Raw genomic sequence first — 25,861 nt, forward strand, 5'->3', positions numbered from 1 at the left:
TCAACAGGTAGTTGCATCAACTCGATTGCAACTCATCCTGATATCCAAACAACGCCGGTTGGCCGCCTGTGTGCAGCAGAACTACTTTCTGGCCTTTGCGGATGACGCCTTGTTCAAGCAACCCTAAAAGCCCTGCAAAGGTTTTGGCAGAATAAACGGGATCCAGAAGGATGCCCTCAGCGCGCGCCATGAGGGTCAGTGCTTCGCGGGCTGCCCGACCAATCCGCCCATATCCAGGTGCCAGGGCGCCGTCCCAAGTATAGATGTCTCCCGTAACCAAAACAGGGTCGAAACCCATCATGGTTGCCAATCGCCCCAAGACCTTTTGCAGACGCGCTTTCTGCTGGTTCTGATCGCGGCGAACGCATATGCCGTAAACAGGTGCAGACTGCCCGACCAAACGCAATCCGGCCAGGAACCCCCCATGGGTAGACCCGCTGCCAGACGGCACCACCGCTGCGTCGAAATCGCTGATCTGCGCATGCAACTCGGCTGCCCCTGCCACATAACCCAACGCCCCCAACGGAGGGTGATCGACGCCCAGATGGATCACATACGGTTTTCGCCCCTCAGCAACCAGTTGGTCGGCGCGTTCGTGAAGAGCGTTGTCGGCACCTGCCTCGTCCTCACCCCTGGGGTAGCTCATATGTTCGGCTCCCAGAAGCTGGGCCAGAAGAACATTTCCGGATCGATGGTAGCATTCTCCCATATTCGCCACACGTTCTTCCAGTTGAAGGATGGACGATATTCCCAGTTTTGCTGAGGCTGCGGCTGCCGTGCGTACAAAATTGGATTGAACCGCGCCCGTGATCAGGATGGTGTCGGCCCTCTGCTGAAGTGCCTCACCCAAATAAAATTCCAGCTGACGGGTCTTGTTGCCACCGAAGCTGAGCCCGGTCAGGTCGTCTCGTTTGATCCACAGATCCAGCCCCAGTTGGTCAGAAAGACGCTCAAGCCGTTCTACCGGGGTGACCGATGTCATCAACTTCGCGCGGGGAAAGCTTGAAAGCGCCTCGTCAATCATAAACCCTGTGCCCCTTCACATTCATGCAAGCGACTCGTGCCGATGGTTGGCACTGCTGACAAAGATAAAGAGGACACTGCCAGCGCGGAAGACAACTGATCAAGCCAAAAGGCTGATCGCGCGCAAAAGCGCTTGACTGAGAAGCCCCCATTTGAACGGTGCCAGCTTTGGATTCTATGTATTCCGCGAAACTACAATTTCGATGGACTTGGCCGCCGGTGGAAATTCACTTCTCACTCGGATCGCTTTCAGCGTAGTTCCGCAAGTCATCCATGTCAGCGATATCCGCGTGGTTCCTGTCGATCTTGACGCCAACAGGTTTCAATCGCGAAAACGCGCGGCTCAGGCTTTCAGGCTTCATTCCCAGACGTCCGGCGATCAGCATCTTGTCGTAAGGCAGTTCCACCTCGCACTGACCGGAATCCCGATCGCACAGGTTCAACAGAAACTCTGCAACACGTTGCGCCCCGGTCTGCGCCTTCAATTGCTCCAGCTGGGACACCAGAGCATGCAGATGCGTGAACGTGGCAGCCAGAATTGACACCCCGATTTCCGGGTCTTCCTTCATCAGTGACAACAGCACCGGGCTGGGGATGTGCATCACTTCACAGGCTGAAACGGCTTCGGCTGAAACGGGATATGGCACATTGCGCAGCGCAACGGCCTCACCAAAGCTTTCTCCACGGGTGAAAACGCTCACCACCGCCTCCGCCCCGGTCGGAGAGATACGGAACAGCTTGACCCATCCGGCCAGCACGACGTGTACAGCCTTGGCTTCTTCCTCTTGCAGAAAGATCGTCTCGCCACGGTCATACTGCCGCCAAATCGCCTGCCTCAGCAAAGTATCCACATGCTGATCCGGCAGGCTGCGCAGAAGCAGAGACTGCCGCGCAATCGCCTTTTGTGCCTCGTGTGGCATGAAGGCACTCCCTTCTTCATCCAGTCCGGGCGATGGCCCGGGTAATCATCCCCAATGCCCTGCTATGCCAAAGCCGGCGTGCCAGGGCCAGCCTTTTTCTTGAAGATCAACTTGACAATTGTCATGTCGTGGCGCCCATCGCTGCCCTAGGGTCGGTTCACAGCCAGTTATCCGGGGAGCATGTCAGATGGATTTCGAGCGATTTTTCAGCCAGAGCCTCGACGCTTTGAAAGATGAAGGGAACTATCGGGTTTTCATCGACTTGCAGCGACGCCGCGGAGCTTTCCCGAATGCACGCCAGACCGATGGAGCAATCCAGCGGGATGTACGCATCTGGTGCTCGAATGACTACTTGGGTATGGGGCAACACGCATCGGTCATCAACGCCATGCACGATGCGCTGGAGCGTTGTGGTGCCGGTGCAGGCGGGACGCGGAATATTTCGGGCACTACGCACGACCACGTCTTGCTTGAGACAGAATTGGCAGACCTCCACGACAAAGAGTCCGCTTTGCTGTTCACCTCGGGCTACGTGTCAAACTGGGCCGCTCTGGGGACGCTGGCTGCGAAGATCCCCGGTCTGATTGTTTTCTCTGATGCGCTGAACCATGCCTCGATGATCGAAGGCATCCGCCACTCACGGGCGCAGAAGGTAATCTGGAAACATAACGACCTTGAAGACCTGGAGGCCAAGCTGGCCGCCGCAGACCCGAACGCGCCCAAGATGATCGCCTTTGAATCCGTGTATTCCATGGATGGTGATATCGCGCCGATCAAGGAAATCTGCGACCTGGCCGACAAATACGGCGCGATGACCTATCTGGACGAAGTTCACGCCGTCGGCCTCTATGGCCCACGCGGCGGTGGCATTGCCGAGCGCGAGGGCCTGATGGATCGCCTGACCGTGATTGAAGGTACGTTGGGCAAGGCCTTTGGCGTGGTTGGTGGGTACATCGCAGCGTCGGCAGCTCTGTGTGATTTCGTTCGCAGCTTTGCCAGCGGCTTCATCTTCACCACTGCCTTGCCGCCTTCGATCGCAGCTGGTGCTGCAGCATCTATCCGGCATCTGAAGCAGTCAAGCGCAGAGCGTGATCTGCAAAAAGCCCGTGTGGATCAGGTGCGCGCCCGTCTGGATGCGGAAGGAATTCCGCATCTGCCGAACCCCAGCCATATCATCCCGGTGATGGTAGGAGACCCGGTGAAGTGCAAGTTTATCTCGGATACGCTTCTTGAAGAATTCGGCATCTACATCCAGCCGATCAACTATCCCACTGTTCCTAAAGGAACCGAACGCTTACGGATCACGCCGTCCCCGGTTCACACGGATGAGGATATTGATCATCTGGTTGGTGCCTTGTCGACGCTGTGGCAACGCTGTCAGATTGCGCGGATACCACAGGCCGCTCAGTAACCAAGGCCCCCTTTGCTTGAATACTGCCGCCTCTCGGGGCGGCATTTTTTTGTCTCAGACCAGATAGAGCGCAAAAATCACTGCGGAGAAACCCACCAGTACCATAGTGAACCCGCGCAGCCAGCTTTGGCTGTTCTCCAAATCCAAGTAGTGTTTCAGGATCACGCGAGCTTTGATCAACGCCAACAACACGATACCGCCAGCAATGACTGCGGTTGGCGCGCCAATCAGAGTAAGCAGCGCAGATCCGGCGCTGAGGGCCAACAGCCCAAGCCACGCTTGGGTCAGGGGGCTCAGCGACCTCTGGCGGGAATTTTTGGCCAAAGATGAAGGTTGGACCATCTGTTTTATCCCAGCAGATAGATCACTGGGAACAGCATGATCCAGATCAGGTCGACCATGTGCCAGAATTGCGCGCCAGCTTCTATGTTGCCAGGGTCATCACGCCACGCCACCAGCAACAGAATTCCAACCCCGGCTAGTACGTGCGCAGCATGAAAGCCGGTCAGCAAGTAATAAAACAGAAAGAATGGGTGCGTTTCGTAACCAATCCCCTGGGACGCCTTGTCGGCATACTCCGTACCCTTGATGATCAGGAACACGACACCCAGAAGCGCGGCAAGGATCAACGCCAAACGGGCCAGCGAACGCTGCATGTTTCGCCGCCATTGCAACGCCTGTGCAGCCAGATAGCCAGATGTCACCAAAACCGCTGTGTTCAATGCCGCGCCGGTGCGATGCAGATGCGACTGCGCCTCTGCAAAACCAGCCGGATCGGTCAGGCGCACGCCCATGAAGGCGATCATCCCCGCGCCAAAAACCAGCAGCTCCGAAATGATGAGAACCCACATCAGGAACTCGCCCGGTAGTTCGTCGATCAGAGAGGCATCACTCATGCGCCGACCAACTGGCGGTAGATTTGCGGCAGCGCCATGGTCAGGCGATGCGGATCAGGAATGACCGCGAAACCACCCTGCCCGAACATCCGCGGAAACCAGCTTTTGCCTGTTCTATCGATGGTGACGCCGAACACTGACTGTCCGGCCCGACGCGCCTCACGGACGGCCATGCAGGTGTCTTCGATGCCGTGGCGCCCCTCGTAGTGATCCAGATCGTTTGGTTTACCGTCCGTTATGACCAGCAGCAATCGGCGCTTGCGGGACTGGCTTGCCAGGTCTGCTGAACAGTGCCGGATTGCCGCGCCCAACCTTGTGTAATGTCCGGGGCGCAGCGACGCGATGCGCTGTTCAACTTTGGTTCCCATCTGCTCGTCAAACCGTTTGCAACACTGCACATAGACGCGCTGACGCTTGAGGGAACTAAACGCATGAATGGCGAAATCGTCACCACACGCGTTCAGGCCCCAGGCCAATGCGGCCAGCGCCTCGCGTTCGATATCGATCACGGCGCGACCAGTGACGGCGCTTTCAGTCGAGCGGCTGACGTCCAGCAGGATCGAGACCGCCAGATCACGGGCCTCGGGACGGGATTGCATCCAGACGCGTTCCGTCCCTTCACCATTTGCGCAGCGGTCAACCTGCGCCCGAACAGCGGCTTCCACATCCAGCTGGTCTCCGTCCAGATGGCCCCGAGTCATCACACGCCCCGGGCGCAGCGCCTCGAATTGGCGCTTGACGGCACGAATGCGGCGTGCAGTTGCCGGATCCTTGCCAAACTCGGCGGCATCGTCGCGGATATCGGCATCCGAAAGCAGAACGTTCACATGATCCGGCAGATACTGACCCGTCCGCACATCCCATTCGGGATATAGAATGCGACCTGACAGACGTTCGCGGTTGACGTCCTCGGGCGCCAAATCAAGGTGAAGCTTCAACTTGGTAGGTGGCGCTTTTGAAATCTGGCCAAGACCGATCTCTTCCTGATCGTCAGCCGCCTTCTTGGCGTTGTCGGGATCGTCGTCATCGATGCGACGGTTGATATTCAGGAATTCGGCCCAGCTAAGGATGGCTTCGAACTTGTGCAGAATGAAACTGTCGCTGCGCTCGGCCTGATCTGATTTGCGGCGCCGGGCGCGGTGTGTCTTTTCGCCGGATTCCTCTGGCGGGCCTTCAGTATCGGGGTTTTCAACCTCGTTGTGTTCCGAGAACCCAACTGCCCGCAATTCCGGCCACAGGGGAACCGGGCGCATCGGCTGATAGCCGCGCGGAGCGATCAGGTCGTCGTCAAGTGCCAGAAGTTGCTCGGCCTGATCCGACAAGGGTTTGGGATCGCCCAGCATATGACGGATCAGTTCTTCGACCGCAGCCTCGGCAGGCGGCAGGCTGGGGATGTCGCGCTGATACAGCACGCCCTTGCAAAGCTCAGTATAAAGCGGACGCAAGCCAGGCGCGTCGTCCAAAGTCGCCTCGACCATGTGCCGGGCGGCAATCAAGGCACGCAGGTCGGCAAGCAATGGATCGTCTTCATCAATTCGGGTTCCGGCATGGGCAGCGGCGGCGGCCAACCAGACATAGAGCGCGCCATTAGCTTCGCGCGCCGGGAATACGGCCAGACGGTCGGGCAGGCGCAAAACCTCTCCATCAAACGAGGCGCGCGACATCAATTCCACTTCGGTTGCAAGTTTGCGGCGCCAACTCAGGCGGTGACGCGAAACCTCGGGTGAGACCGGGCGCAATTCAACGCCCGGACTACCCCCGAGCCCCCGAAAGAGGACTGCCAGCCGCCCCGCGACCTCAGAAAGGTCGACCGCGGCTCCAACATGCACCTGGGGTGCATCGAGGCGGCTGGCAAGGGTGTGCCACAGTTTCCCGATCGTTTCTTCGGGTTCCCATGGCTCAAAGTCGATCCTGACCATCGCCGGCCTCACCCAAAGACGGCGGTGACAAGATCGAGGAGCCCGCGTTTGATATCCTCGTCATCGGTGAGAGGTTCGATCATGGCGGCAAGGATTGCGCGGTCGGTGGACATGCCCTGCGCGATCAGCGTCGCAGCATAGACGACCAGCCGGGTGGATACACCTTCCTCGAGGTCCTGACCCTTGAGCCCGCGCAACTTGCCCGCCAGCCGCACCAGCGGCTTGCAGCGTTCCAGCGGCAGGCCGCTTTCCTCCGCGACCACCTCGGCCTCCAACTCGGGCGAGGGAAAGTCGAATTCCAACGAGATGAACCGTTGCCGGGTCGAGGGTTTGAGGGTTTTCAGGATGTTCTGGTAGCCGGGGTTGTACGAAGCCACCAGCATGAAACCGGGCGCGGCCTCAAGTTCTTCGCCGGTTCGGTCGATCGGCAAGATGCGCCGGTCGTCGGTCAGTGGGTGCAGAACGACAGTGACGTCCTTGCGGGCTTCGACAACCTCGTCAAGATAGCAGATCGCGCCTTCGCGCACCGCGCGGGTCAGGGGGCCATCGACCCAAACGGTTTCTCCGCCCTTCAGTAGATAGCGTCCGATCAGGTCGGCGGCGGCGAGATCGTCGTGGCACGCCACGGTATAGAGCGGGCGGCCAAGTTTCGCAGCCATATGGGCTACAAACCGGGTCTTGCCGCAGCCCGTCGGTCCTTTCAGCAAGACCGGCAGGTCGTTGTTGTAGGCAGCGGTGAACACATCGCATTCATCACCTTGGGCGAGGTAGAAGGGGGCGTTTGCCGCCCCCTCTTTCAGGTTCATGGAGCCATCCATATCCATCACTCCGCAGGGGTTTCGGCTGCGCCGGGTTCAATGACCTCTTTCCGGGGTACCCAGATCGAGTAGATGAACAGCAACGCTCCAAGAACCACGACCACACCGGAGCCAAGACGCATCCAGTAGAAGATCGCAATTTGGTCTTGCACGTCCATGAAGTAGTCACCGACCACGCGCTGCATGTGCGTCTGCACGGTTCCACCGAAGGTCAGGACGAAGGTCATGAAGACCATGCCGCTGGTCATCAGCCAGAACGAACCCATATTCAGAACCTGATTATAGGGATCACGGTTCTTGAGGATCGGCATCGCATAGCTGAAGATCGCCAGGTTGAGGCAGACATAGGCACCGTAGAAGGCCAGGTGACCGTGCGCGGCGGTGATCTGCGTGCCGTGGGTATAGTAGTTCACCCCGTGCAGCGTGTGCAGGAAGCCCCATACCCCAGCACCAAAGAAGGCAAGCGTAGCACAGCCAAGCGACCACAAAAGCGCGGCCTTGTTGGGGTGGTCCCGACGACCCTTCCAGACCATGACGAAGGCAAAGGCCATCATCGCGAAGAACGGGATCACCTCGAGGCTGGAGAAGATCGACCCGATCCACTGCCAGTATGCAGGCGTACCGATCCAGTAGTAGTGGTGGCCGGTGCCGAGGATGCCCGAGAACAGCGCGGCAGCGACGATGACATAGAGCCATTTTTCGACCACCTCACGGTCAACTCCGGTCAGCTTCAGCATCAAGTAGGCCAGGATCGAGGCCATGATCAGCTCCCACACACCTTCGACCCACAGGTGGACGACATACCACCAGTATTGCTTGTCCAGCGACAGGTTGCCCGGGTTGTAGAAGGCAAACAGGAATAGCAGCGCCAGCCCCCAAAGGCCCAGCAGCAGGATATTTGTGATCGCGGTTTTCTTACCTTTCAGCACTGTCATCGACACGTTGTAAAGGAAGATCAGCGCGGCCACGACGATGCCGGCCTTGACCCATTTGGGCTGCTCAAGGAACTCGCGCCCCTCCTTGCCCAGCAGCCAGTTGCCTTCGAACAGGTTGAAGACGTAGGTCACAACCACGCCCAACGTCCCGACCACAAGGATCATCAGCTGCAGATAAGCCAGCTTGGGCGAATGTATCTCGCGCTCGGCCTCTTCCGGGATCAGGAAATAGGCGGCCCCGAAAAAGCCCAGAATAAGCCAGACGATCAGAGAGTTGGTGTGCAGCATCCGCACGATGTTGAACGGCAGAAGCTCACTCAGGAAATTGGGGAATACATAGATGAAACCGGCCAGAAGGCCGCCAATCACCTGTATCGCGAACAACGCCATGGCTACCGCAAAGTAGGCATAGGCGATTTTTTGGGATTCGTATTTCATTGCTCCGTTCCCTTTCTCAGCCTGCCTCGTTGGGCGGCCAGCCCTGTGCGTCGATATTGTCCGTCCAGATCAGGAAGTTGGTCAGGTCACGGATTTCTTCGTCGCTGAGGTTGAAATTGGGCATTTGTCGACGACCGGGAATGCCGGTCGGTTGTGCTTCCATCCAGCCTTTAAGGGATTCAAAGGCTGATTCCGGGTCGTCCAGCACGCCCCAGCGTGTCATCACGTTGCCGACTTCGGGGGCAAAGTAGGCCCCTTCACCCAGAATCGAATGACAGTTCACACAGGCGTGTTTTTCCCAGACATGTTTACCCCGAACCACACTATCATCGAGTTTCGCGGCATTTTCGGAATTGACGATATACCAGTGGGAGTGGGCCGAAAGGGCCAAAAAGATGAGAATGAAGAACAGTGACCCGCCATAAAAAATATTGCGGGCCATGCTCTTTGTCATGACGTCTCGCATCGCGCTCTCCTTTGCGCAGATTAGCTAGTGAGAGCAACATGCCGGGCGGGAGCCGGCGATGCCTTAACGAAAGTCAAGGCCTGTCACGAGATCAACCGGACGGTTCAGAATTGAGCGATTTGGACCCGCTGATCGTCAGGAGAAAAAGACCTGCCAATCAATTTGCGAACAGCATTTCTTTTTGAGTGTTCTCTCCATTGTATGGCCTTTAAATTGACGCAAGTTTTTGCCAAGCAGTATGAAAGGAAGGAGAGTCATCGCACTTTCCTTACTGTGGGTAAGATTTCCGGTGCCTCGGTAGCGCCAATGGTTAAAAGGTACGAGTATGGCAAACTATTCCTATATTGGTTACGCCCCCGGAGTCATTACGGTCGATTTTAATTTTGGCCCCGACTTCATTACGCTTGACCCCAATTTCGATCCCGCAACAGACCGTCGTGTATTTGATGTCACCGATGCAGCTGGCGGAACGATCCTGAACGGGGCGAACCCTCTGCCCGATACTGGCACTGTGTTCAATGGTGACCGCTTCAATAACGAAAACGGTGACGACGCCACGCAAACTGGTGTGGTGACCAACCTGAACGGATCGACTACTTTTGCCAACGGAGACATCTACCTTGAAGAATCCTACTCCCTGACCAATCCAGCGGGCGGGACGATTGACGTGTTTCGGGTCGAAGTTGAAGGCACATTGGTTGGCTACATCACGTCCGAGCCTCTGGTTCCGGGTCTGACCTATACATTCCAGGCTTCGAACGTTACTCCGACCAACGCCCCTGACACTACGGATCCCTCCGCGATTGTCGATGTACCGTGCTTTGTGGCGGGAACACGGATCATGGCCCCGACCGGTCCAACACCAGTCGAGGATCTGAAAGTTGGCGATGTCGTTTTGACCGCAGACAATGGGCCGCAACACATACGTTGGATTGGCACGCGACATCTGGACCAAGCGACGCTTCGCACCCGTCTGAGGCTGAAGCCCATCCGGATCGAGGCCGGTTCACTGGGCGATCAGTTGCCCCAGCGCGATCTGTTCGTGTCACCGCAACACCGTATGCTGGTCCGGTCCCCGATTGCCGTCAGAATGTTCGACGCCGAAGAAGTTCTTGTTCCTGCTCACATTCTTGTGGGCGTCCCTGGCATTTCGGTCGCCGAGGACACTTGTGCGGTGACCTATGTCCATCTTTTGTTCGACCGTCATGAAGTCATCTATGCAGAAGGCGCACCTTCCGAAAGCCTGCTCACCGGCGCGCAGGCCCTGTCCAGTGTTCACCCTGACGCAAGGTCAGAAATTCTTGAACTGTTCCCTGAATTGGGTCAGCGCAATTACGTTCCGCCGGCCGCACGACGGATACCGGATAAAGGGAAACGTGCCCGTGCGCTGATCCGTCGCCATATCAAAAACGAGCGGCCTCTGATCGCTGGAAGATAAGTTCAGTCTGAATAAGCTTCAGGTTTGTTTCACGGCACGGGGGCCCGTCAGGGCAGGCCACATGGCAAACAGGTACAGTCCTGTTGCGGCGATCCAAAACCCGTCTGCGGTCAGCATCGCTGTCATGTAACCTCCCGCCAGTCCGGACCCCAGCCAACGCACAAGCGCAGCAACCGCCATCAAGCCATAGGCAATCGCCATGGGCTTTGGCGCGACAAGGGGACGACCGCTGTGGCCCAAGGCGGCGCGGCTCATGACGGCAAGGGTCATGCCGCCAACGCAACCGATGCCCAGAACATGGAGCGCGCCGATCTCATTTCCCATTCCAATGGCTGCCAACCCCCAAAGAATCAGACCCAAGGCCAGCATCCCGAGGCCCAGATGCAGGGCGATCAGGATCGGTTGACGCAAAGCCCATCCGGTTCTCCAACGCGCCATGCGCATCATTTGAACACCACCCATCGCCAGCGCAACGCTTCCCGCAAGAGGCCCGACATCAAGTGCAAGCACAAGCAGGGGCAGCAGCAATGCCAGAATCATCGTCGCCCTGTCCAACCAGGCCACAGATACCGGCCACGATGCTTCGGGTTGACCAGCTCTCTTCATTGCATTGCGGGTAAAAGCTGGCGTAATCCGGCCGCCCAGGATCGCAATCATCGAACACAAGGTCAAAAGCCCGGCCCGGATGCCGGTGTTCAGTGTATCCACCGTGACCCCCATCCATTCCAAGTGAACCATTACATTCGAGGCCAGAACCAGAACCAGAAGATACAGAAACACCACATTCTGAGGCTTGGGCCGACGGACCAGTTGACTGGCAATCTTCAGCGCCAGAATGGGAACAAAACTCAGGTCCACGATCGCGACGACCATGGGTGACAACCCTCCGGAAAACCAGACCGTCAGGCGCCCGGCCATCCAGATCAATGCGACTAGCGTGATAAAACGGGCCCGCGCCTCGGGCGCACCAGTCCAGTTCGGCACGGCGGTCAGAAAGAAGCCGCCCAGAGCGGCCGTTGCATATCCAAAAATCATCTCATGAGCGTGCCACATGACCGGGGGCATGGCGTAACTTTGTTCCATGTAAGGCATCAGCCCGTCCAGCGACGCCAACCACACGCCCCACGCGACCCCTGCAAACACACCATAAAGACCCGCCGAGAGGAAAAAGACCCGGAACCCTTCACTGAAAACACGTGCGATTACAGCTGTCATGCCTGCTCTCCATAGCTTTTCCCGCCGTTGAGCAATGTGTAGTTCCTTCACGACGCGGCGCCCTTAACCGAAATCAAGACAAGGCTTAAAGATGCGGTAAAAACACAAGATTTATTGAGGGGTTTTGACCTGAGTTTTCTGTCCAAAGCGCTCAGTCTGCACCTTTCCCGTTGACTTTGGTCAAGGATGACATCCTCGTGATGCTTCACTCTCAGCAGCGCCTCACCACGCATATGGAGAGTGATCATGTCACTTGGAATCAGCTACAACAAACCCGGCCGCGCCTTTGGGGTCGGATTGGCAATGTTGTTGGGCAGCGTCGCTGCTCCGACTTTCGCCGAAGAGCCAACTTTGAGCGAAGAAGTCTTTGAATCGTCTAAGCAGCTCTATTTCGAACAATGCGCAGGCTGCCACGGTGTGCTGCGCAAGGGTGCCACAGGTAAAAACCTGGAACCCCACTGGAAAAAGACCGCAGCCGACGGCACGGTAACCGAAGGCGGCACCCTGCAACTGGGGCAGGAACGCCTTGAAAAGATTATCGCCTGGGGTACCGAAGGCGGAATGAACAACTTCTCGGACATCATGACCGAGCAGGAAATCAAGGACATGGCGACCTACATCATGATGGAGCCGCCAAAGCCACCTGAAATGTCGCTGGAACAGATGATGGCGACCCGCAAGGTTTACGTCGAAGAAGAGGACTATCCGACCGAGCCGCTGCACGGTCGTAACTGGGAAAACTTCTTTGTCGTCATCGAACGTGACGTAGGCAAGGTGGCCGTGATTGACGGTGACACCAAAGAGGTCCTGACCCACATCCCGACCGGCTATGCGGTGCATGTTCTCAAAGCATCCGAGCACCACGCGCTGGAAGAGCCGGAACAGCCCGGGCGCTTCTGGTACACCATGGGCCGCGACGGCAAGATGACCAAGATCGACCTCTGGCAGACGCCGGACAAGATGTTGGTATCCGAGGTCAAGATTGCCTATGACGCCCGCGATGTCGCCGTGTCCGGCGATGGCAAATACGTCATCGGTGGTGGCTACTGGCCGCCGCACTTTGCAATCGTTGATGCCCAGACCATGGAACCGCTCAAGGTCGTATCGACCCGTGGCGTGAACGTTGACGGCGAGTATGTGGAAGAAGCCCGTGTGGCCGCCATCTACACCACGCCGAACGAACCCACCTGGATCGTTGCCGTTAAAGAGCTGGGACAGTTGTGGCAGGTCGACTACACCGATCTGGACAACCTTCGGATCGACAAAATCGACAGCGCCAAATTCCTGCATGACGGGTTCTTTGACCCGACCGGCCGGTATTTCCAGATCGCCGCAAACGCGTCGAACAAAATGGTGGTCGTTGATACCGAGACCCACAAGCTTGAGGCGATGATCGACACAGCCGCATTGCCGCACCCGGGTCCGGGCGCCAACTGGGTCGACCCGAACTGTGGGCCTGTGGCCGGCACAACCCACCTTGGTGTCGGTACTGTGACCGTATGGGGTAACGATCCTGAAAACCGTCCGGATGACGCCTGGAAAGTCTGCTACGAAGTGGAAACCGACGGCCCCGGCCTGTTCGTCCGCACCCACCCGAACTCGGATTACATCTGGGCTGACCAGACCAAGCATCCGGAACCGGAAGTGCAGCAATCCGTGCAGGTCATTTCGAAAGAAACCGGCGAGATCGTGAAAACGATCCAGATCACTGAAGACGAAGGCAGCGCCGCTGTTCACTTCGAATTCAACGCCGACGGCACAGAGGTTTGGGTTTCCAAGTGGAACCTGTCGGACTCGAAAGAACCAAATGGTCAGATCGTGATCTTCGACGCGAAGACGCTGGAAGAGATCGGCCGCATCGATGGGCTTTACGCCCCGACCGGCAAGTTCAACGTCTACAACCGGTCGAACCACGTCACCTGACGAGGGTGAGACCATTACAGGAAAGGGCGGGCCCCTCGCCCGCCCTTTCCTTGTTCGAGGCATCAGCCAAACTCACCGGCCTGCCACTAAGGGCCAGACAATACAGCCAAAACGGAGCCCGGATATGACCTCCGAACCGGATAAGAAAAAACCGATCTGGCGCCGGTATTTCCTATGGGGAATGCCTGTGGCCGGTATCGCCGGAGCCTTTGCCGCCGGCATCATCTTCTGGGGCGGGTTCAACACCGCCATGGAAGCCACCAACACCAAGGAATTCTGTATCTCATGTCACGAGATGCGTGATTTTGTTTACGAAGAATATACCGGCACGATTCACGACGTGAACCGTTCGGGTGTGGGTGCGGTCTGTTCCGATTGTCACGTACCCAAAGACTGGACCCACAAGATGATCCGCAAGATCAAGGCGTCCAAAGAGCTGTATGGCAAGATGGTCGGAACCATCAACACCCGCGAAAAGTTCGAAGCCAAGCGTGTGCATCTGGCCATGAATGAATGGGAGCGGATGAAGTCCACCGACTCGCGCGAATGCCGTAACTGTCACGATTTTGAATCGATGATGCCCGAGTTCCAGAAACCCCGTGCCCGTCAGCAGCACCTCAATGCGATGAGCGTCGGACAGACCTGTATCGACTGCCACAAGGGGATTGCACACTCGGATGCACGCGACCGGGCGGACGAAGAGTATCTGGAAAAGCTTGAAGCACCAAACCCGGACTTCATCCGGCCGATCCCACCAGAATACCTGGCCAGTCTTGAAAAGATCGAAGCCAAGGAGGCCGCCGAAGCTGAAGCAGAAAAAGCCGCCAAGAAGGCTCAGCAAGAGGCCGTGCAGGCCCAGATCGCAGCGGCCGTTGACGCTGCTTTGGCGGAAGAACGCACAAAGGATTCCGGTGAAGAGGCCGCAGCACCTTCGGGTGGAGCAAGCGACGTTGCGTCCAACATAGACTGGAACGCCGTGACCGGTTCGGATCTGAAACTGTTCTATCCCGGTCAGGCCTCGTTTGAATGGGTTCAGAACGGCAAGTTCCATGGCGGAGCGCGCCCCCTGACCAAAGGCGGAGATCAATGCACCACCTGCCACGCCAAGGAACTGGACACCATCGGCAACAAGATCGTTGCAGGTGGCGATCTTGAACCGACTCCGATTCCGGGCAAACGCGGTGTCATCGACGCAACCGTTCAAGCGGCACATGACGACGAAAACCTGTACATTCGTCTGCAATGGCCGGACGCAGGTCACAACCCTGCCCCGTTCGTCGATGGCGGCAAGATGGATCCGGACAACCAGATCAAGGTTGCCATGATGATTACCGGCACTGGTATCGAGCTGGGCGATCAGGTGGGTTGCTGGGCCTCGTGCCACGCTGACAACACGTATATGCCTTTTGCGCCCGAAGCGGATGGGATTGCTGCAAACGCAGAAGTTGCCGGTCGCCTCAGCACACAGGACAGCGTAACCAAATACATCAGCGAAAGTCGCACGGATGTTGAGGTCAAAGGCCGCCGTGGCAAAGCTCTAGGTGGCTGGGACAAGTTGCAGGCCGCAGAACAGATCGAGCAGTATCTGGCCGACGGCACCTATCTTGATCTGATGCGTGTCTACGCTGACGGCAGCGCCACCAACGGCTATCTGCTAGAGCAGCGCGTGGTCAATGATGGTGAAATCGCCGCGTCGGCTGAACTGTCCGGCGGCATGTGGACCGTGGTCTTTACCCGCCCACTGAACTCAGGGGCGCCCGGTGATGTGCCGCTGGAAGCAGGCCAGACCTATACCGTCGGCTTTGCCATCCACGACGACTTCGCTGCTGCAAGGTTCCACCACGTGACGCTGAACACCAGCCTGGCACTGGATGACGACAGCGCGTTCATCAACGTGGTCAAACAATAACGGATCGGGGCCGGATCATCCGGCCCCGGCCACCTTTGGAAAGGAGACATGGACCATGAAACCCCAACGCCTTCTTCCCGCGCTACTGCTTCTGGCCGCGCCCGCCTGGGCGGACGAGACCGCCGAAATCTGTGCCGAGGCTGAAGAGCGCTACGTCGAGCTGTTCGGAGAACCCTCGTCCGCTGTCGAGGACGCTGAAGTGGTACTTATGTATAAATACAATTTTTGCCCGTCCGAATTGACGGTTAAGGCAGGCACAACTGTCCGGTGGGTGAATGTCGACAAACGCACCAGCCACTCAGTTCTGTTGAAGGACGGAAGCAAACCTGAAAGTGATCGCCTGTTCCCGGAGGAATCAGTTGAGCTGACCTTCCTCACGCCAGGCCCACAGGACTATCTGTGCGGCCCGCACTGGGAGACACAGAACATGATCGGAATGATCACCGTCGAACCCTGAAGCAAGGCACAATACAGGCAAGATGAAGGAGCGCGGAGGCAAATCCCGCGCTCCTTAACTTATGTCAAGGAGGTTGGTTATCGAATGGGCCAGTCTTCCCTCAAGACCCGCCCGGCTCACCCAGCAACGTCTTGCAAACGCAACGGATCTGCATGGGACACCGGGTTACGAAGACTTTCAGACCAAGCGAGTTTGCACATGAGCGGTAAGGTATTTCTGATTGGCGCAGGCCCCGGCGATCCCGAACTGATGACCCTGCGCGCACTGCGGATGCTGCAAGAAGCGGACGTAGTGGTTTATGACAGGCTGGTGTCAGCCGACATTCTGAATTTACACGCGGAAGGCGCACGGCTGATCCCTGTCGGCAAAGCCCCCAAATGCCACACCGTTCCGCAGGACCGCATCAACGAAATACTGCTCGAAGAGGCCAGCGCTGGTCACACGGTTGCACGGCTGAAGGGCGGCGACCCCATGATCTTTGGTCGCGGCTCGGAAGAGGCTGCTTACCTGATTGCCCGCAGTGTTGCTGTCGAGTACGCACCGGGCATTACGGCAGCCCAGGGGGCGTCTTGTTCGACGGGTGTGCCGCTGACCCATCGCGGGCTGGCAACCTCGGTTCAATATGTCACCGGGCACAGGCAGGCCGACAAAGTGCTGGATCTGGACTGGAAACGTCTTGCCGATCCGGACTCGACATTGGTGGTTTATATGGGCGTTGCCAATATCGGTCAGATCGCCATGGGACTGATGACCGAAAACCTGCCGGGCTCGACACCGGTTCTGGCAGTGGGCAAGACCACAACACCTGATGAGCGTCGTCTTGTGTCACGGCTTGACCAACTGGCCACGGATGTGCGCACAGCCGAGCTGAAGGCGCCGACGCTGTTTATCATTGGCAAGGTGGTTTCGCTCTATGCCGAACGGCCTTTGACCGAGCTTCTGGAACAGGCCCATGGCTAAGCTGGGCAGAAGAGACCGAGGGATTGACCCAACACGTGCCGGCGGATCGCCGGGGCGGTCGGGGTGGGCTGGGCGAACCTGCCTGACCATTGCGGTTCTGGCCGCGACCTCCGCCTTCGCGGCTGATGTCATCGACCCCGACACCCTGAAAAGACTTGTGCATCAGGATTGCGGTTCCTGTCACGGCTTGTCCCTGAAGGGCGGCCTTGGTCCTGACCTGCGCAGTGAAACACTGGGCCACTACGACGCGGATGTTTTGACCAGCGTCATCCTTGACGGCATCCCTGACACCGCGATGCCCCCATGGCGGCCTCTGATCAGTGAAGAAGAAGCCGAGTGGATCGCCCGTTACCTGCTGGAACAGGAGTCACAATGAAACACTTCATCCTTGGCCTTGCAGCCACATTGATGATGTCCACAGCTCAGGCTGAACCAACCGCGACAGGCGATCTTGGCCTCGTCATCGAACGCGCCAAGGGCTCGGTTCTGCTGGTGGATCAATCCGACCGTGCAGCTCTGGCCCGGATTGAGGGGTTGGGCGATCTGTCTCATGCATCTCTAGTCTATTCGCCCGATGAACGGTTTGCCTATGTGTTTGGCCGCGACGGAGGACTGACCAAGATCGACATCGTGACCCGTCAGGTCGTGAACCGCGTCGTGCAGGCCGGAAACGCCATTGGAGGAGCGATTTCGGACGATGGTAAGCTTGTGGCTGTTTCGAACTATGAACCCGGTGGCGTGCGCGTCTTTGATGCGGACACTCTGGAGATAGTCGCTGACATCCCGACCGATAGCAAAACCATCGGCCTGGTCGATGCACCGGGTCGGCGGTTCGTTTTCACGATGTGGGACACTGGGGAAACCTGGATAGTCGATTTCGCACAGGGCGCACCAGAGATCACCAAAATCCCGGACATGGGCAAGAACCCCTATGACGCGCTGATTACCGCCAATGGCCGCACCTATATCACCGGCCTGTTTGGCGAGGATGGCCTGACCGCGCTTGATCTGTGGTCCGAATCCCCCGAACCGATCCGCGTTCTGCCCGATTACGGGCGTGGGCAGGAAGAAATGCCGGTCTACAAGATGCCCCATCTGGAAGGCTGGGCGTTGACCGGGAGCGAGTTTGTTCTGCCCGCCGTTGGCCATCACGAGGTTCTCTGGATCGACGCGGAAACCTTGACCGAAACCGGGCGCACCAAAACCCATGGCCAGCCGGTTTTCGCCATGGCACGTCCCGACGGGCGGCAGGTTTGGGTGAATTTCGCCCACCCGTTGAACGATACGATTCAGGTGATCGACAGCGTCAGCAAAGAGATCATCCACGAATTCAAACCCGGCCCGGCCGTATTGCACATGGAGTTCACGCCGCGCGGGCATGAGGTCTGGATCAGCGTGCGCGACGCCAACAAGGTCATGGTCTACGACACGCATAGCTTTGAAAAACTGCGCGAGATCGATGCAGACAGCCCGTCCGGCATTTTCTTCACTGCTCGCGCCCACAGAACAGGGCTGTAACCGATGCGACATATTACGGACCCGATCGACCGCCGTCTGCTGGACGAGTTTCAACGCGATTTTCCAGTTGCTGAGAGACCGTTTCAGGTGTTGGGTAACGCTCTCGGGCTGGACGAGGCCGAAGTCATCCATCGCCTGTCTCGGATGCGCGCCACAGGCCGCATTACACGGGTTGGTGCAACCATCACGCCCGGCGCGGTGACGGCCAGCACCCTGGCTGCCGTGTCGGCTCCGGAAGATCGATTGGAGGAGGTCGCCGCCCAGATCGATGCTGAACCCGGTGTGAACCACAATTATCAACGTGAAGACGCGTGGAACCTGTGGTTTGTCGCGACCGGGCCGGATCGCGCGCATGTCAACAATACCCTTGCGCGGATCAGTCGATCCACCGGATTGCAAGTGCTGGACTTGCGGCTGGTGCGTCCTTTCAACGTGGATCTTGGGTTTCGCATGACTGGAGGCACCAAAAACGTGCCCACAGCGCGAAAGGTCGATGCATCTGTCATGCGCGAGGGCGATCGTTGCCTGCTACAGTCTCTGAGTTCCGGGCTATCTTTGGTCTCAGAACCCTACGCCGCTCTGGCTCGTTCGCTGAAACGGGATGTCATCGACGTGATGGAGCGGGTCGAAGCCTTGCATGCCGCCGGAATAATCTCGCGGCTCGGCGTCATCGTGCGTCACCGGGCGCTTGGCTGGTCGGCCAATGCGATGGTGGTCTGGGATCTGCCGGCAGAGCGGATCGACACCGCTGGTCCCGCTTTGGCCGCCTACCCAGGGGTGACTTTGTGCTATGAGCGTAATCCGGTGCCCGATGTCTGGCCATATCGCCTGTATTCCATGATCCATGCCAGAACCCGAAGCGAGGCCTTGGAAACATTGGCGGGTGCGATTGCACTGACCGAACTGGCCGGAGCACGGCACAAGGTTCTCTTCTCAACCCGCTGTTTCAAGCAGACCGGAGCGCTGATTCAGGCCAAGGAGGCTGCCGCATGACGCTGGACCAAACGGATCGGGCGATCCTGAATCTCGTGCAAGATGATCTGCCACTGACCTCGCATCCTTACGCAACCGTGGCCGCAGAGCTGGGCCTGTCCGAGGCGGAATTGCTGACGCGTCTGAGCCGCATGAAAGAAGACCGCGTCATCACGCGCTTCGGTCCATTTTTCGACGCCGCGGCCATGGGTGGGGCTTTCTGCCTTTGTGCAATGGCCGTTCGAGCCAAAGATTTCAAAACCGTCCTGACCAAAGTCAATGCACATCCCGAGGTGGCCCATAATTATGAACGCACGCACCGGCTGAACATGTGGTTCGTGCTGGCCACCGAAACACCCGAGGGGATCGAGGCCGCTGCCGATGCCATCGAACGGGAAACGGGGATCTGCGTTCTACGTTTCCCCAAACTTCAGGAATTCTTTATCGGCTTTCGGGTAGCGGCATGATCGACGCAACAGACAGACAGATTATCGAGGCGCTGCAGGGGGGCTTACCCCTGACCCCGGCCCCGTATGTTCAGGTTGCCCACGAGCTGGGGCTGCAGGAAGATGATTTGCTTGAGAGACTGTCATCCCTCAAAGCGCGCGGGGTGATCCGACGGATCGCCGCAGCCCCCAACCACTATAAGCTGGGCATGACATCGAACGGCATGACCGTCTGGGATGTACAGGATGACCTGATCGGCGAACTGGGCGCTCATATCGGGGCCCTGCCCTTCGTCACCCATTGTTATGAACGGCCTCGCGCTCTGCCCGACTGGCCCTACAACCTGTTCGCCATGGTCCACGGCCAGTCGCGCGACGAGGTCGAAGACAAACGCGGCCAGATCGCCGCGATTCTGGGATCGGCCTGCCGGGGCAGCGACATCCTCTATTCCACGCGCATCCTGAAAAAGACCGGGCTGCGCCTGAGACAGAAAGGTTGATACATGTTCCGCCTGACCGAATACATGCATCAGCTGGTCAAACCGACTCCGGTGCGCAAACGTCGCCCCGGCGCGGTAAAGCCGGTTGTGATCTGGAATTTGACGCGGCGCTGTAACCTGAAGTGCCGCCATTGCTACACCGTCTCGGCGGATGTCGCGTTCCCGGGTGAGCTCAGCCATGAGCAAGCCATGGTAACCCTTGAGGATCTGGGCCAATTTCGCGTCCCGGCCCTGATCCTCTCGGGTGGGGAACCGCTGGATCGGTTCGATTTCTTCGACATCGCAAAACGGGCCCGTGATCTGGTGCCAATGCTGGCCTTGTCGACCAACGGCACCCGGATCTACGACGAAACGGCCGATATGATAGCGGATGTCGGATTCAACTACGTCGGCATCTCGCTGGACGGGATTGGAGCGACGAATGACTGGTTCCGTGGCGTCGAGGGCGCTTTTGCTGACGCCCTGCGCGGCGTGCGCGAATGCAAAAAGCGCGGTATCAAGGTCGGCCTGCGGTTCTGCCTGACCGAAGGCACACGACATCACTTGCCTGACTTGCTGGCATTGTGTGACGATGAAGGTGTCGACAAGTTCTACCTGTCTCACCTTGTTTATGCGGGGCGCGGCGACAAGAACCGGGGTGAAGACGCTGAACATCAGCGCACCCGCAAGGGTCAGGACCTGTTGCTGGAACGCGCCTGGGAAGCCGCATCGGGCGGTCGTCCGTTGGATATCGTGACGGGGAACAATGACGCCGACGCGGGATATTTTCTGAACTGGATTCGCGCGCATTTCGACGCCGAAAAAGCGGCACATGTGCGCGAGCACCTGGCCGCGTGGGGCGGAAACTCGAGTGGTTTGGGTGTCGCCAATATCGACAATCTTGGCCGGGTCCACCCGGACACCTATTGGTCCGATTACACAGTCGGCAACGTAAAGACCAAATCGTTTTCCGAACTCTGGACCAGCGATGATCCGATGCTTGCCATGCTCCGCACCCGCCCACGCCCGCTGAAGGGGCGCTGTGGAGCCTGCGAACTCAAGGACGTGTGCGGCGGCAATACCCGCATCCGCGCCTTGCAATTGACCGGTGATCCATGGGCCGAGGATCCAGCCTGTTACCTGACCAACCAGGAAATCGGTGTGGATACCGCAGGTGAGCGCCTTCAGGTCACACCGTTCCGGGGGAAAAGCCATGATCCGGCGCATCAGTTCTTTTAAGACACTCACGGTCAGCACATTATGGTCCGTACTTCTGGCAGGAACCGCATGGGCGGATGCCCCGTCGGACTACGCTGAACATTGTGCTTCATGCCACGGCGAAAACCGTCTGGGCGGAGTTGGCCCCGCGCTGATCCCGGAAACACTCAAGCGCATGCGGGGTCCGCGGGTAGCTGCCGTGATTGCCGAAGGTCGCACGGCGACACAAATGCCCGCATTCTCGCACGACCTGGATGCTCTGCAGATCGAGGAACTGGCAGGCTGGTTGAAATCGCCGTTGGAATCCGATCCGGAATGGGACGAGGCTGATATTATGGCCAGCCGGACGCTGGACGAGGAATATGTGCCGGTGGATACACCCGTCTGGAACAGCGACCCGATGAACATCACGCTGGTCGTCGAGACCGGGGATCACCATGTCAGCGTTCTGGACGGGGATACGTTCGAAGTGCTGGACCGGTTCGAAACTCCTTTCGCCGTTCATGGCGGACCGAAATTCAGCCCGGATGGGCGTTACGTCTTTATCATGTCCCGCGACGGGTGGGTTCAGAAGTACGACATTTGGGCACTGAAACAGGTGGGCCGTGTACGTGCCGGCCTGAACAGCCGCAATATCGCCATGTCCGGCGATGGCAAATGGGTGGCTGTGGCGAACTACCTGCCCAACAGCTTGACAGTGTTGTCCACTGAAGACCTTTCAGTCGCAAAGGTCATCGAGGTCAAAAGCAAGAAGGGCCTGCCCAGCCGCGTTTCCGCTGTCTACCAGGCCCCTCCGCGGGAAAGCTTTGTTCTTGCGCTGAAGGATGTGCCCGAGATTTGGGAAGTGTTCTACGGCGCCAATCCCCCGCAATCCGGGCTTGGTCATGACTTCCGCATCGAAGGCCAGTTCAAGAACCCCGACCCCTTCCCGGTGCGCAAGATCACTACGCCTGACTACCTTGACGATTTCTTCTTCGACCAGAGTTATGAATATGTCATGGGAGCGTCCCGCGATGGCAAGGGCGGACAAGTGATTGATCTGGTGATCGGGCACAAGGTGGCCGATCTGGATTTGCCCGGAATGCCGCATCTGGGCTCGGGGATCACATGGAAACACGGCGATACGACCGTGATGGCCACGCCGCACCTGACAGACGGCGCCGTGTCGGTGATCGACATGGAAAGCTGGGAAACCGTCAAACGGATCAAGACCGAGGGCCCCGGGTTCTTCATGCGCAGCCATGAGAATTCGCCTTATGTCTGGGCCGACGTTTTCTTTGGCCCCAACAAGGACGCAATGCATGTCATCGACAAGCAAAGCCTTGAAATCGTAAAGACCCTGCGCCCCGCTCCCGGAAAAACCGTGGCCCATGTCGAGTTTACCAGGGATGGCAGCCACGCACTGGTTTCGATCTGGGAAGATGACGGCGCCGTAATCGTCTATGACGCGCAGACGTTGGAAGAGGTCCGCCGCCTGCCGATGCTCAAACCTTCGGGAAAATACAATGTCTGGAACAAGATCACCTTCTCGGAAGGAACCAGCCACTGAGGGGAAGTGGCCGGTTTGGAAACTAGCCATTCTGCTGTATCCGGCCACGGCGTTAACCGTGGCCATCAACCTGTTTTTGCTCGGCCTTATCCTGCACAGCGTAGGGTTCGGTGCAATCGAACCGGTTCCGGCAATCCTCTGGTCGATTCCGCTGGGCATTCCTGCGGCATGGTTGGCCGGTCGGTGGGTGCGCGGATTGATGGACGAGGCCGACGGGTAGGCGCAATTTGTAAGGCACCTGACCTAAGTCAAGTCTCCGCCTGAGAGAATCCCCTACGGTTCAGAAAAGAACGCCGAGCTGGATTCTCAATGCCTACCTTCCGCCCCCCGCATAGCCTGTTTGATCGCGTGTCCCGCGCGGTGTGCGGTTTGGTGGGTATTTTCCTTTTGCTTTTGCAGATGCTTGGCCCGGTGCTGGCGAGTCCCGGGGACAGCATGTGGATCGAGATCTGCTCGGAGGCAGGGGCGGTCTGGGTTGAAGTGGACCTTGAGGAAGGCACTGATGACCCGACCGCACCTTGCCCGAAATGCGCCGATTGCGCGCTGTGCGCGGTGACAACGGCAGCGCCGCTGCCTGACCTGCCATCGCTGACGCAATCGGGAAATGTACGGATCGTACCCGCTGCAATCGGGGATCTGTGCATTTTGTACAACTCAAGGCGACTGTGGCCCGAAACCCGAGGGCCCCCGTTTGCGACCCAAGAAGAATCTGAACGCGCCCTGCGCGCGTCCGTGGCGTCCACCCTAGCAATCGGAGGTGCGCCGTGGTCGTAAGACGCGCAATCCATTTCCTGCTGGCTTTCACCCTGTCCTGCCTGATGGCGATCAGCGCCCATGCCGACAGCCTGGCCAGTTTCCTGCCCGATATCGATCCTGCCGATCTGGCCCCCGGTGCCGATGCCTTTGGCCCGGTACGCGATGACGTCAAGGTCGCCCCCGTCCTGAAGGGCGGCGAGACCGTTGCCTGGGCATTCCTGACCTCGGACTTTGTTGGCACGACGGGTTATTCCGGCAAGCCGATCCACGTCGTTGCCGCCATCGATAACGATGCTGTGTTGACCGGAGTGCAATTGGTCAAGCACTCGGAACCCATCGTGCTGATCGGCATCCCCAATTCCCGCATGGTTGAATTGACCGAAGGCTATGCAGGCCTTGACCTGAAGGTTGAAGCTGAAACCGGGGGTGAGGGGCACGACCTCGACATCATCTCGGGCGCGACCGTCACGATCATGGTGATCGACGACAGCCTTGTGCGTGGCGGCATCAAGGTGGCACGTGCGTTGGGTCTGGGCGGCTTGTCGCCGTTGCAGGCCGATGGGCCAAAGCGCGAAGTCGATATGGCGCAGAATGCGGTCCATGACTGGTCGACCCTGTCGGGTGACGGCTCGATCCGGCGGTTGACGCTGGATGTCGGGCAGGTCAATGCCGCCTTCGAGGCCACCGGCGACCAGCGCGCGATCAAACGCCCCGAGCCGGGCGAACCGGATGACACCTTCATCGACATGCATATGGCGCTTGTCTCGGTTCCGTCGATCGGCAAATCACTGCTAGGCGACGCCGAATACCAGAACCTTGTGAACTGGTTGGACGAGGGCGAACAGGCCATTCTGGTGCTAGGTCGCGGTACTTACAGCTTCAAGGGGTCGGGCTATGTGCGCGGCGGGATTTTCGATCGAATTCAGTTGATCCAGGGCGACAACTCGGTCCGGTTCTTCGACAAACAGCAAGTACGCCTTGGCAAGGTTGCAGCCCCTGATGCACCCAGTTTCACTGAGCTGGATATCTTCAAGATTCCCGCCGATGCCGAGTTCGACCCGACAGAGCCGTTCCGCCTGCAACTGCTGGTACAGCGTGCCGTGGGTGCAGTTGAGAAAACCTTTCTGACATTCGATCTGGGCTACAAACTGCCTGACCATTACCTGCTGCCCGTTGCAGCCCCAACGGTTGTAGAGGATGCAACCGGCGAAGCCGCCGCCAAAGCTGCCCTGTGGCAGCGCATCTGGAAGGATCGCACTGTCGAAATTGGCGTTCTTGGCGTCATGCTTCTGGTGCTGACTGCGACGTTCTTCTTCCAATTCCACGCGACGATGAATGCACGGGTCTTCTACTGGTTCCGCATCGGTTATCTGACCATGACTCTGTTCTTCATCGGCTGGTACGCCAACGCGCAGCTGAGCGTGGTGAACCTGATGGCGCTGGCGGGCAGCTTGCGCACCGGGTTCTCCTGGGATGCGTTCCTGCTGGACCCGCTGGTCTTTATCCAGTGGTTCGCGGTCGCTGCCGCGCTGCTGTTCTGGGGGCGTGGCGCCTATTGCGGCTGGTTGTGCCCGTTTGGTGCGTTGCAGGAGCTGACCAACAAGATCGCCCGCGCGCTGAAAGTACCGCAATGGACTCTGCCCTGGGGACTGAACGAGCGCCTGTGGCCTGCAAAATACATGATCTTCCTCGGTCTCTTCGGCCTCAGCTTTGTCTCGATCCCGTTGGCCGAGAAATACGCCGAGGTCGAGCCGTTCAAAACGGCGATCATTCTGAAATTCATGCGCGACTGGCCTTTCGTGGTCTTTGCGCTGGCCCTGCTGGGAATCGGGCTGTTCATCGAACGGTTCTATTGCCGCTATCTCTGCCCGCTGGGCGGAGCACTGGCGATCCCTGCCCGTATCCGCATGTTCGACTGGCTGCGCCGCTACAAGGATTGTGGCACGCCCTGTCAAACCTGCGCCAATGAATGCCCCGTTCAGGCGATCCATCCCACCGGTGAGATCAATCCGAACGAGTGCGTCACCTGCCTGCATTGTCAGGTGCTCTACCAGTCCGAGGACAAATGTCCCGTCGTTATCCGCCAACTGAAACGGCGGGCCAAGACAGGGTCGGTCCAACCAAAAGCCCCCCTCGGACAACCACCGGCGAACCATCCGAACGCCAAACCGCAATCCGTTTCCTAAAAGGAGGAA

Annotated in this window: 25 protein-coding genes; 16 read left to right on the forward strand and 9 right to left on the reverse strand. The window is 58.4% G+C overall.

The window, feature by feature from the left end:
- Positions 1-16: 16 nt before the first annotated feature.
- A complete protein-coding gene (locus D1823_RS20180; protein ID WP_117873438.1) occupies positions 17-1,024 on the reverse strand; it encodes a D-cysteine desulfhydrase family protein in 1,008 nt (335 codons plus the stop codon).
- Between the two features lie 226 nt (positions 1,025-1,250).
- Positions 1,251-1,943 carry a Crp/Fnr family transcriptional regulator gene (locus D1823_RS20185; RefSeq protein ID WP_117873440.1) on the reverse strand — a complete coding sequence of 231 codons (693 nt, stop codon included), beginning with the start codon at positions 1,941-1,943 and terminating at the stop codon, positions 1,251-1,253.
- 187 nt (positions 1,944-2,130) lie between these two features.
- Here D1823_RS20185 and hemA point away from each other — a divergent pair, with 187 nt between their 5' ends.
- Entirely contained in the window at positions 2,131-3,354 is a 1,224-nt protein-coding gene (gene hemA / locus D1823_RS20190; RefSeq protein ID WP_117873442.1) for a 5-aminolevulinate synthase, read from the forward strand.
- A 54-nt stretch (positions 3,355-3,408) separates the two neighbouring features.
- On the opposite strand, the gene D1823_RS20195 is transcribed toward hemA, so the two are convergent.
- From D1823_RS20195 to D1823_RS20220, 6 genes are read right to left on the reverse strand one after another with little or no spacing between them, the layout of a single operon-like run.
- Complete coding sequence (locus D1823_RS20195; protein ID WP_117873444.1) at positions 3,409-3,696, reverse strand: cytochrome C oxidase subunit IV family protein; 288 nt, start codon at positions 3,694-3,696, stop codon at positions 3,409-3,411.
- A gap of 5 nt (positions 3,697-3,701) precedes the next feature.
- The gene (locus D1823_RS20200; protein WP_117873446.1) at positions 3,702-4,250 is read right to left on the reverse strand and encodes a cytochrome c oxidase subunit 3; all 549 of its coding nucleotides are present in this window, start codon (positions 4,248-4,250) and stop codon (positions 3,702-3,704) included.
- Positions 4,247-6,169: a nitric oxide reductase activation protein NorD gene (locus D1823_RS20205; RefSeq protein ID WP_117873449.1), complete on the reverse strand. Its 1,923-nt coding sequence runs from the start codon at positions 6,167-6,169 to the stop codon at positions 4,247-4,249. The genes D1823_RS20200 and D1823_RS20205 overlap by 4 nt, the downstream gene beginning before the upstream one ends.
- An 8-nt stretch (positions 6,170-6,177) precedes the next feature.
- Positions 6,178-6,987, reverse strand: a complete 810-nt coding sequence (locus D1823_RS20210; protein WP_371415314.1) for a CbbQ/NirQ/NorQ/GpvN family protein — start codon at positions 6,985-6,987, stop codon at positions 6,178-6,180.
- 5 nt (positions 6,988-6,992) lie between these two features.
- Complete coding sequence (locus D1823_RS20215) at positions 6,993-8,360, reverse strand: cbb3-type cytochrome c oxidase subunit I (protein WP_117873453.1); 1,368 nt, start codon at positions 8,358-8,360, stop codon at positions 6,993-6,995.
- Positions 8,361-8,376: 16 nt separating this feature from the next.
- On the reverse strand, positions 8,377-8,826 hold the full coding sequence (locus tag D1823_RS20220; protein WP_117873455.1) for a cytochrome c: 450 nt from the start codon (positions 8,824-8,826) through the stop codon (positions 8,377-8,379).
- Between the two features lie 325 nt (positions 8,827-9,151).
- Between D1823_RS20220 and D1823_RS20225 the strand changes: the two genes are divergently transcribed.
- Positions 9,152-10,264 (forward strand): Hint domain-containing protein, encoded by a 1,113-nt coding sequence (locus D1823_RS20225; protein ID WP_117873457.1) that lies wholly within the window; start codon positions 9,152-9,154, stop codon positions 10,262-10,264.
- Between the two features lie 18 nt (positions 10,265-10,282).
- Here D1823_RS20225 and D1823_RS20230 read toward each other — a convergent pair whose 3' ends face one another.
- The gene (locus tag D1823_RS20230; RefSeq protein ID WP_117873459.1) at positions 10,283-11,479 is read right to left on the reverse strand and encodes an NnrS family protein; all 1,197 of its coding nucleotides are present in this window, start codon (positions 11,477-11,479) and stop codon (positions 10,283-10,285) included.
- Positions 11,480-11,725: 246 nt separating this feature from the next.
- On the opposite strand from D1823_RS20230, the gene D1823_RS20235 reads away from it, so the two are divergent.
- The 14 genes from D1823_RS20235 to D1823_RS20300 all read left to right on the forward strand — a co-directional run bounded on the left by D1823_RS20235 (position 11,726) and on the right by D1823_RS20300 (position 25,852).
- On the forward strand, positions 11,726-13,402 hold the full coding sequence (locus tag D1823_RS20235) for a cytochrome D1 domain-containing protein (RefSeq protein WP_117873461.1): 1,677 nt from the start codon (positions 11,726-11,728) through the stop codon (positions 13,400-13,402).
- A gap of 124 nt (positions 13,403-13,526) precedes the next feature.
- A complete protein-coding gene (locus D1823_RS20240) occupies positions 13,527-15,311 on the forward strand; it encodes a NapC/NirT family cytochrome c (protein WP_117873463.1) in 1,785 nt (594 codons plus the stop codon).
- A gap of 55 nt (positions 15,312-15,366) precedes the next feature.
- On the forward strand, positions 15,367-15,768 hold the full coding sequence (locus tag D1823_RS20245) for a plastocyanin/azurin family copper-binding protein (protein WP_117873465.1): 402 nt from the start codon (positions 15,367-15,369) through the stop codon (positions 15,766-15,768).
- A 198-nt stretch (positions 15,769-15,966) separates the two neighbouring features.
- Positions 15,967-16,728, forward strand: a complete 762-nt coding sequence (gene cobA, locus D1823_RS20250; protein ID WP_117873468.1) for a uroporphyrinogen-III C-methyltransferase — start codon at positions 15,967-15,969, stop codon at positions 16,726-16,728.
- A complete protein-coding gene (locus tag D1823_RS20255) occupies positions 16,721-17,104 on the forward strand; it encodes a cytochrome c (protein WP_117873470.1) in 384 nt (127 codons plus the stop codon). Before cobA ends, D1823_RS20255 begins: the two co-directional genes overlap by 8 nt.
- On the forward strand, positions 17,101-18,246 hold the full coding sequence (locus tag D1823_RS20260) for a cytochrome D1 domain-containing protein (protein WP_117873472.1): 1,146 nt from the start codon (positions 17,101-17,103) through the stop codon (positions 18,244-18,246). Before D1823_RS20255 ends, D1823_RS20260 begins: the two co-directional genes overlap by 4 nt.
- Positions 18,247-18,249: 3 nt before the next feature.
- Positions 18,250-19,239, forward strand: a complete 990-nt coding sequence (locus tag D1823_RS20265; protein ID WP_117873474.1) for an AsnC family transcriptional regulator — start codon at positions 18,250-18,252, stop codon at positions 19,237-19,239.
- Positions 19,236-19,685: an Lrp/AsnC family transcriptional regulator gene (locus tag D1823_RS20270; protein WP_117873476.1), complete on the forward strand. Its 450-nt coding sequence runs from the start codon at positions 19,236-19,238 to the stop codon at positions 19,683-19,685. Before D1823_RS20265 ends, D1823_RS20270 begins: the two co-directional genes overlap by 4 nt.
- On the forward strand, positions 19,682-20,164 hold the full coding sequence (locus D1823_RS20275) for an AsnC family transcriptional regulator (RefSeq protein WP_117873478.1): 483 nt from the start codon (positions 19,682-19,684) through the stop codon (positions 20,162-20,164). The genes D1823_RS20270 and D1823_RS20275 overlap by 4 nt, the downstream gene beginning before the upstream one ends.
- A gap of 3 nt (positions 20,165-20,167) precedes the next feature.
- Positions 20,168-21,382 (forward strand): heme d1 biosynthesis radical SAM protein NirJ, encoded by a 1,215-nt coding sequence (gene nirJ / locus D1823_RS20280; protein WP_117873480.1) that lies wholly within the window; start codon positions 20,168-20,170, stop codon positions 21,380-21,382.
- Positions 21,357-22,910 (forward strand): nitrite reductase, encoded by a 1,554-nt coding sequence (locus D1823_RS20285; RefSeq protein ID WP_117873482.1) that lies wholly within the window; start codon positions 21,357-21,359, stop codon positions 22,908-22,910. The genes nirJ and D1823_RS20285 overlap by 26 nt, the downstream gene beginning before the upstream one ends.
- Complete coding sequence (locus tag D1823_RS20290; protein WP_117873484.1) at positions 22,867-23,130, forward strand: hypothetical protein; 264 nt, start codon at positions 22,867-22,869, stop codon at positions 23,128-23,130. The genes D1823_RS20285 and D1823_RS20290 overlap by 44 nt, the downstream gene beginning before the upstream one ends.
- A gap of 89 nt (positions 23,131-23,219) precedes the next feature.
- On the forward strand, positions 23,220-23,684 hold the full coding sequence (locus D1823_RS20295; protein ID WP_254683845.1) for a DUF2946 family protein: 465 nt from the start codon (positions 23,220-23,222) through the stop codon (positions 23,682-23,684).
- A 44-nt stretch (positions 23,685-23,728) separates the two neighbouring features.
- Entirely contained in the window at positions 23,729-25,852 is a 2,124-nt protein-coding gene (locus D1823_RS20300) for a NosR/NirI family protein (protein WP_254683884.1), read from the forward strand.
- Positions 25,853-25,861 lie beyond the last annotated feature (9 nt).

The organism is Ruegeria sp. AD91A, from assembly GCF_003443535.1.
Lineage (GTDB): Bacteria > Pseudomonadota > Alphaproteobacteria > Rhodobacterales > Rhodobacteraceae > Ruegeria.

What these genes read in the sequence shown, in the direction of transcription:
- D1823_RS20275 (WP_117873478.1), top strand. Translation starts at nt 19,682, where the DNA reads ATGATCGACGCAACAGACAGACAGATTATCGAGGCGCTGCAGGGGGGC.
- D1823_RS20195 (WP_117873444.1), bottom strand. Translation starts at nt 3,696, where the DNA reads ATGGTCCAACCTTCATCTTTGGCCAAAAATTCCCGCCAGAGGTCGCTG.
- D1823_RS20200 (WP_117873446.1), bottom strand. Translation starts at nt 4,250, where the DNA reads ATGAGTGATGCCTCTCTGATCGACGAACTACCGGGCGAGTTCCTGATG.
- D1823_RS20230 (WP_117873459.1), bottom strand. Translation starts at nt 11,479, where the DNA reads ATGACAGCTGTAATCGCACGTGTTTTCAGTGAAGGGTTCCGGGTCTTT.
- D1823_RS20240 (WP_117873463.1), top strand. Translation starts at nt 13,527, where the DNA reads ATGACCTCCGAACCGGATAAGAAAAAACCGATCTGGCGCCGGTATTTC.
- D1823_RS20180 (WP_117873438.1), bottom strand. Translation starts at nt 1,024, where the DNA reads ATGATTGACGAGGCGCTTTCAAGCTTTCCCCGCGCGAAGTTGATGACA.
- D1823_RS20285 (WP_117873482.1), top strand. Translation starts at nt 21,357, where the DNA reads ATGATCCGGCGCATCAGTTCTTTTAAGACACTCACGGTCAGCACATTA.
- D1823_RS20210 (WP_371415314.1), bottom strand. Translation starts at nt 6,987, where the DNA reads ATGGATGGCTCCATGAACCTGAAAGAGGGGGCGGCAAACGCCCCCTTC.
- D1823_RS20260 (WP_117873472.1), top strand. Translation starts at nt 17,101, where the DNA reads ATGAAACACTTCATCCTTGGCCTTGCAGCCACATTGATGATGTCCACA.
- D1823_RS20220 (WP_117873455.1), bottom strand. Translation starts at nt 8,826, where the DNA reads ATGCGAGACGTCATGACAAAGAGCATGGCCCGCAATATTTTTTATGGC.
- D1823_RS20205 (WP_117873449.1), bottom strand. Translation starts at nt 6,169, where the DNA reads ATGGTCAGGATCGACTTTGAGCCATGGGAACCCGAAGAAACGATCGGG.
- cobA (WP_117873468.1), top strand. Translation starts at nt 15,967, where the DNA reads ATGAGCGGTAAGGTATTTCTGATTGGCGCAGGCCCCGGCGATCCCGAA.
- nirJ (WP_117873480.1), top strand. Translation starts at nt 20,168, where the DNA reads ATGTTCCGCCTGACCGAATACATGCATCAGCTGGTCAAACCGACTCCG.
- D1823_RS20255 (WP_117873470.1), top strand. Translation starts at nt 16,721, where the DNA reads ATGGCTAAGCTGGGCAGAAGAGACCGAGGGATTGACCCAACACGTGCC.
- hemA (WP_117873442.1), top strand. Translation starts at nt 2,131, where the DNA reads ATGGATTTCGAGCGATTTTTCAGCCAGAGCCTCGACGCTTTGAAAGAT.
- D1823_RS20215 (WP_117873453.1), bottom strand. Translation starts at nt 8,360, where the DNA reads ATGAAATACGAATCCCAAAAAATCGCCTATGCCTACTTTGCGGTAGCC.
- D1823_RS20300 (WP_254683884.1), top strand. Translation starts at nt 23,729, where the DNA reads ATGGCGATCAGCGCCCATGCCGACAGCCTGGCCAGTTTCCTGCCCGAT.
- D1823_RS20270 (WP_117873476.1), top strand. Translation starts at nt 19,236, where the DNA reads ATGACGCTGGACCAAACGGATCGGGCGATCCTGAATCTCGTGCAAGAT.
- D1823_RS20295 (WP_254683845.1), top strand. Translation starts at nt 23,220, where the DNA reads ATGCCTACCTTCCGCCCCCCGCATAGCCTGTTTGATCGCGTGTCCCGC.
- D1823_RS20225 (WP_117873457.1), top strand. Translation starts at nt 9,152, where the DNA reads ATGGCAAACTATTCCTATATTGGTTACGCCCCCGGAGTCATTACGGTC.
- D1823_RS20265 (WP_117873474.1), top strand. Translation starts at nt 18,250, where the DNA reads ATGCGACATATTACGGACCCGATCGACCGCCGTCTGCTGGACGAGTTT.
- D1823_RS20235 (WP_117873461.1), top strand. Translation starts at nt 11,726, where the DNA reads ATGTCACTTGGAATCAGCTACAACAAACCCGGCCGCGCCTTTGGGGTC.
- D1823_RS20245 (WP_117873465.1), top strand. Translation starts at nt 15,367, where the DNA reads ATGAAACCCCAACGCCTTCTTCCCGCGCTACTGCTTCTGGCCGCGCCC.
- D1823_RS20290 (WP_117873484.1), top strand. Translation starts at nt 22,867, where the DNA reads ATGTCTGGAACAAGATCACCTTCTCGGAAGGAACCAGCCACTGAGGGG.
- D1823_RS20185 (WP_117873440.1), bottom strand. Translation starts at nt 1,943, where the DNA reads ATGCCACACGAGGCACAAAAGGCGATTGCGCGGCAGTCTCTGCTTCTG.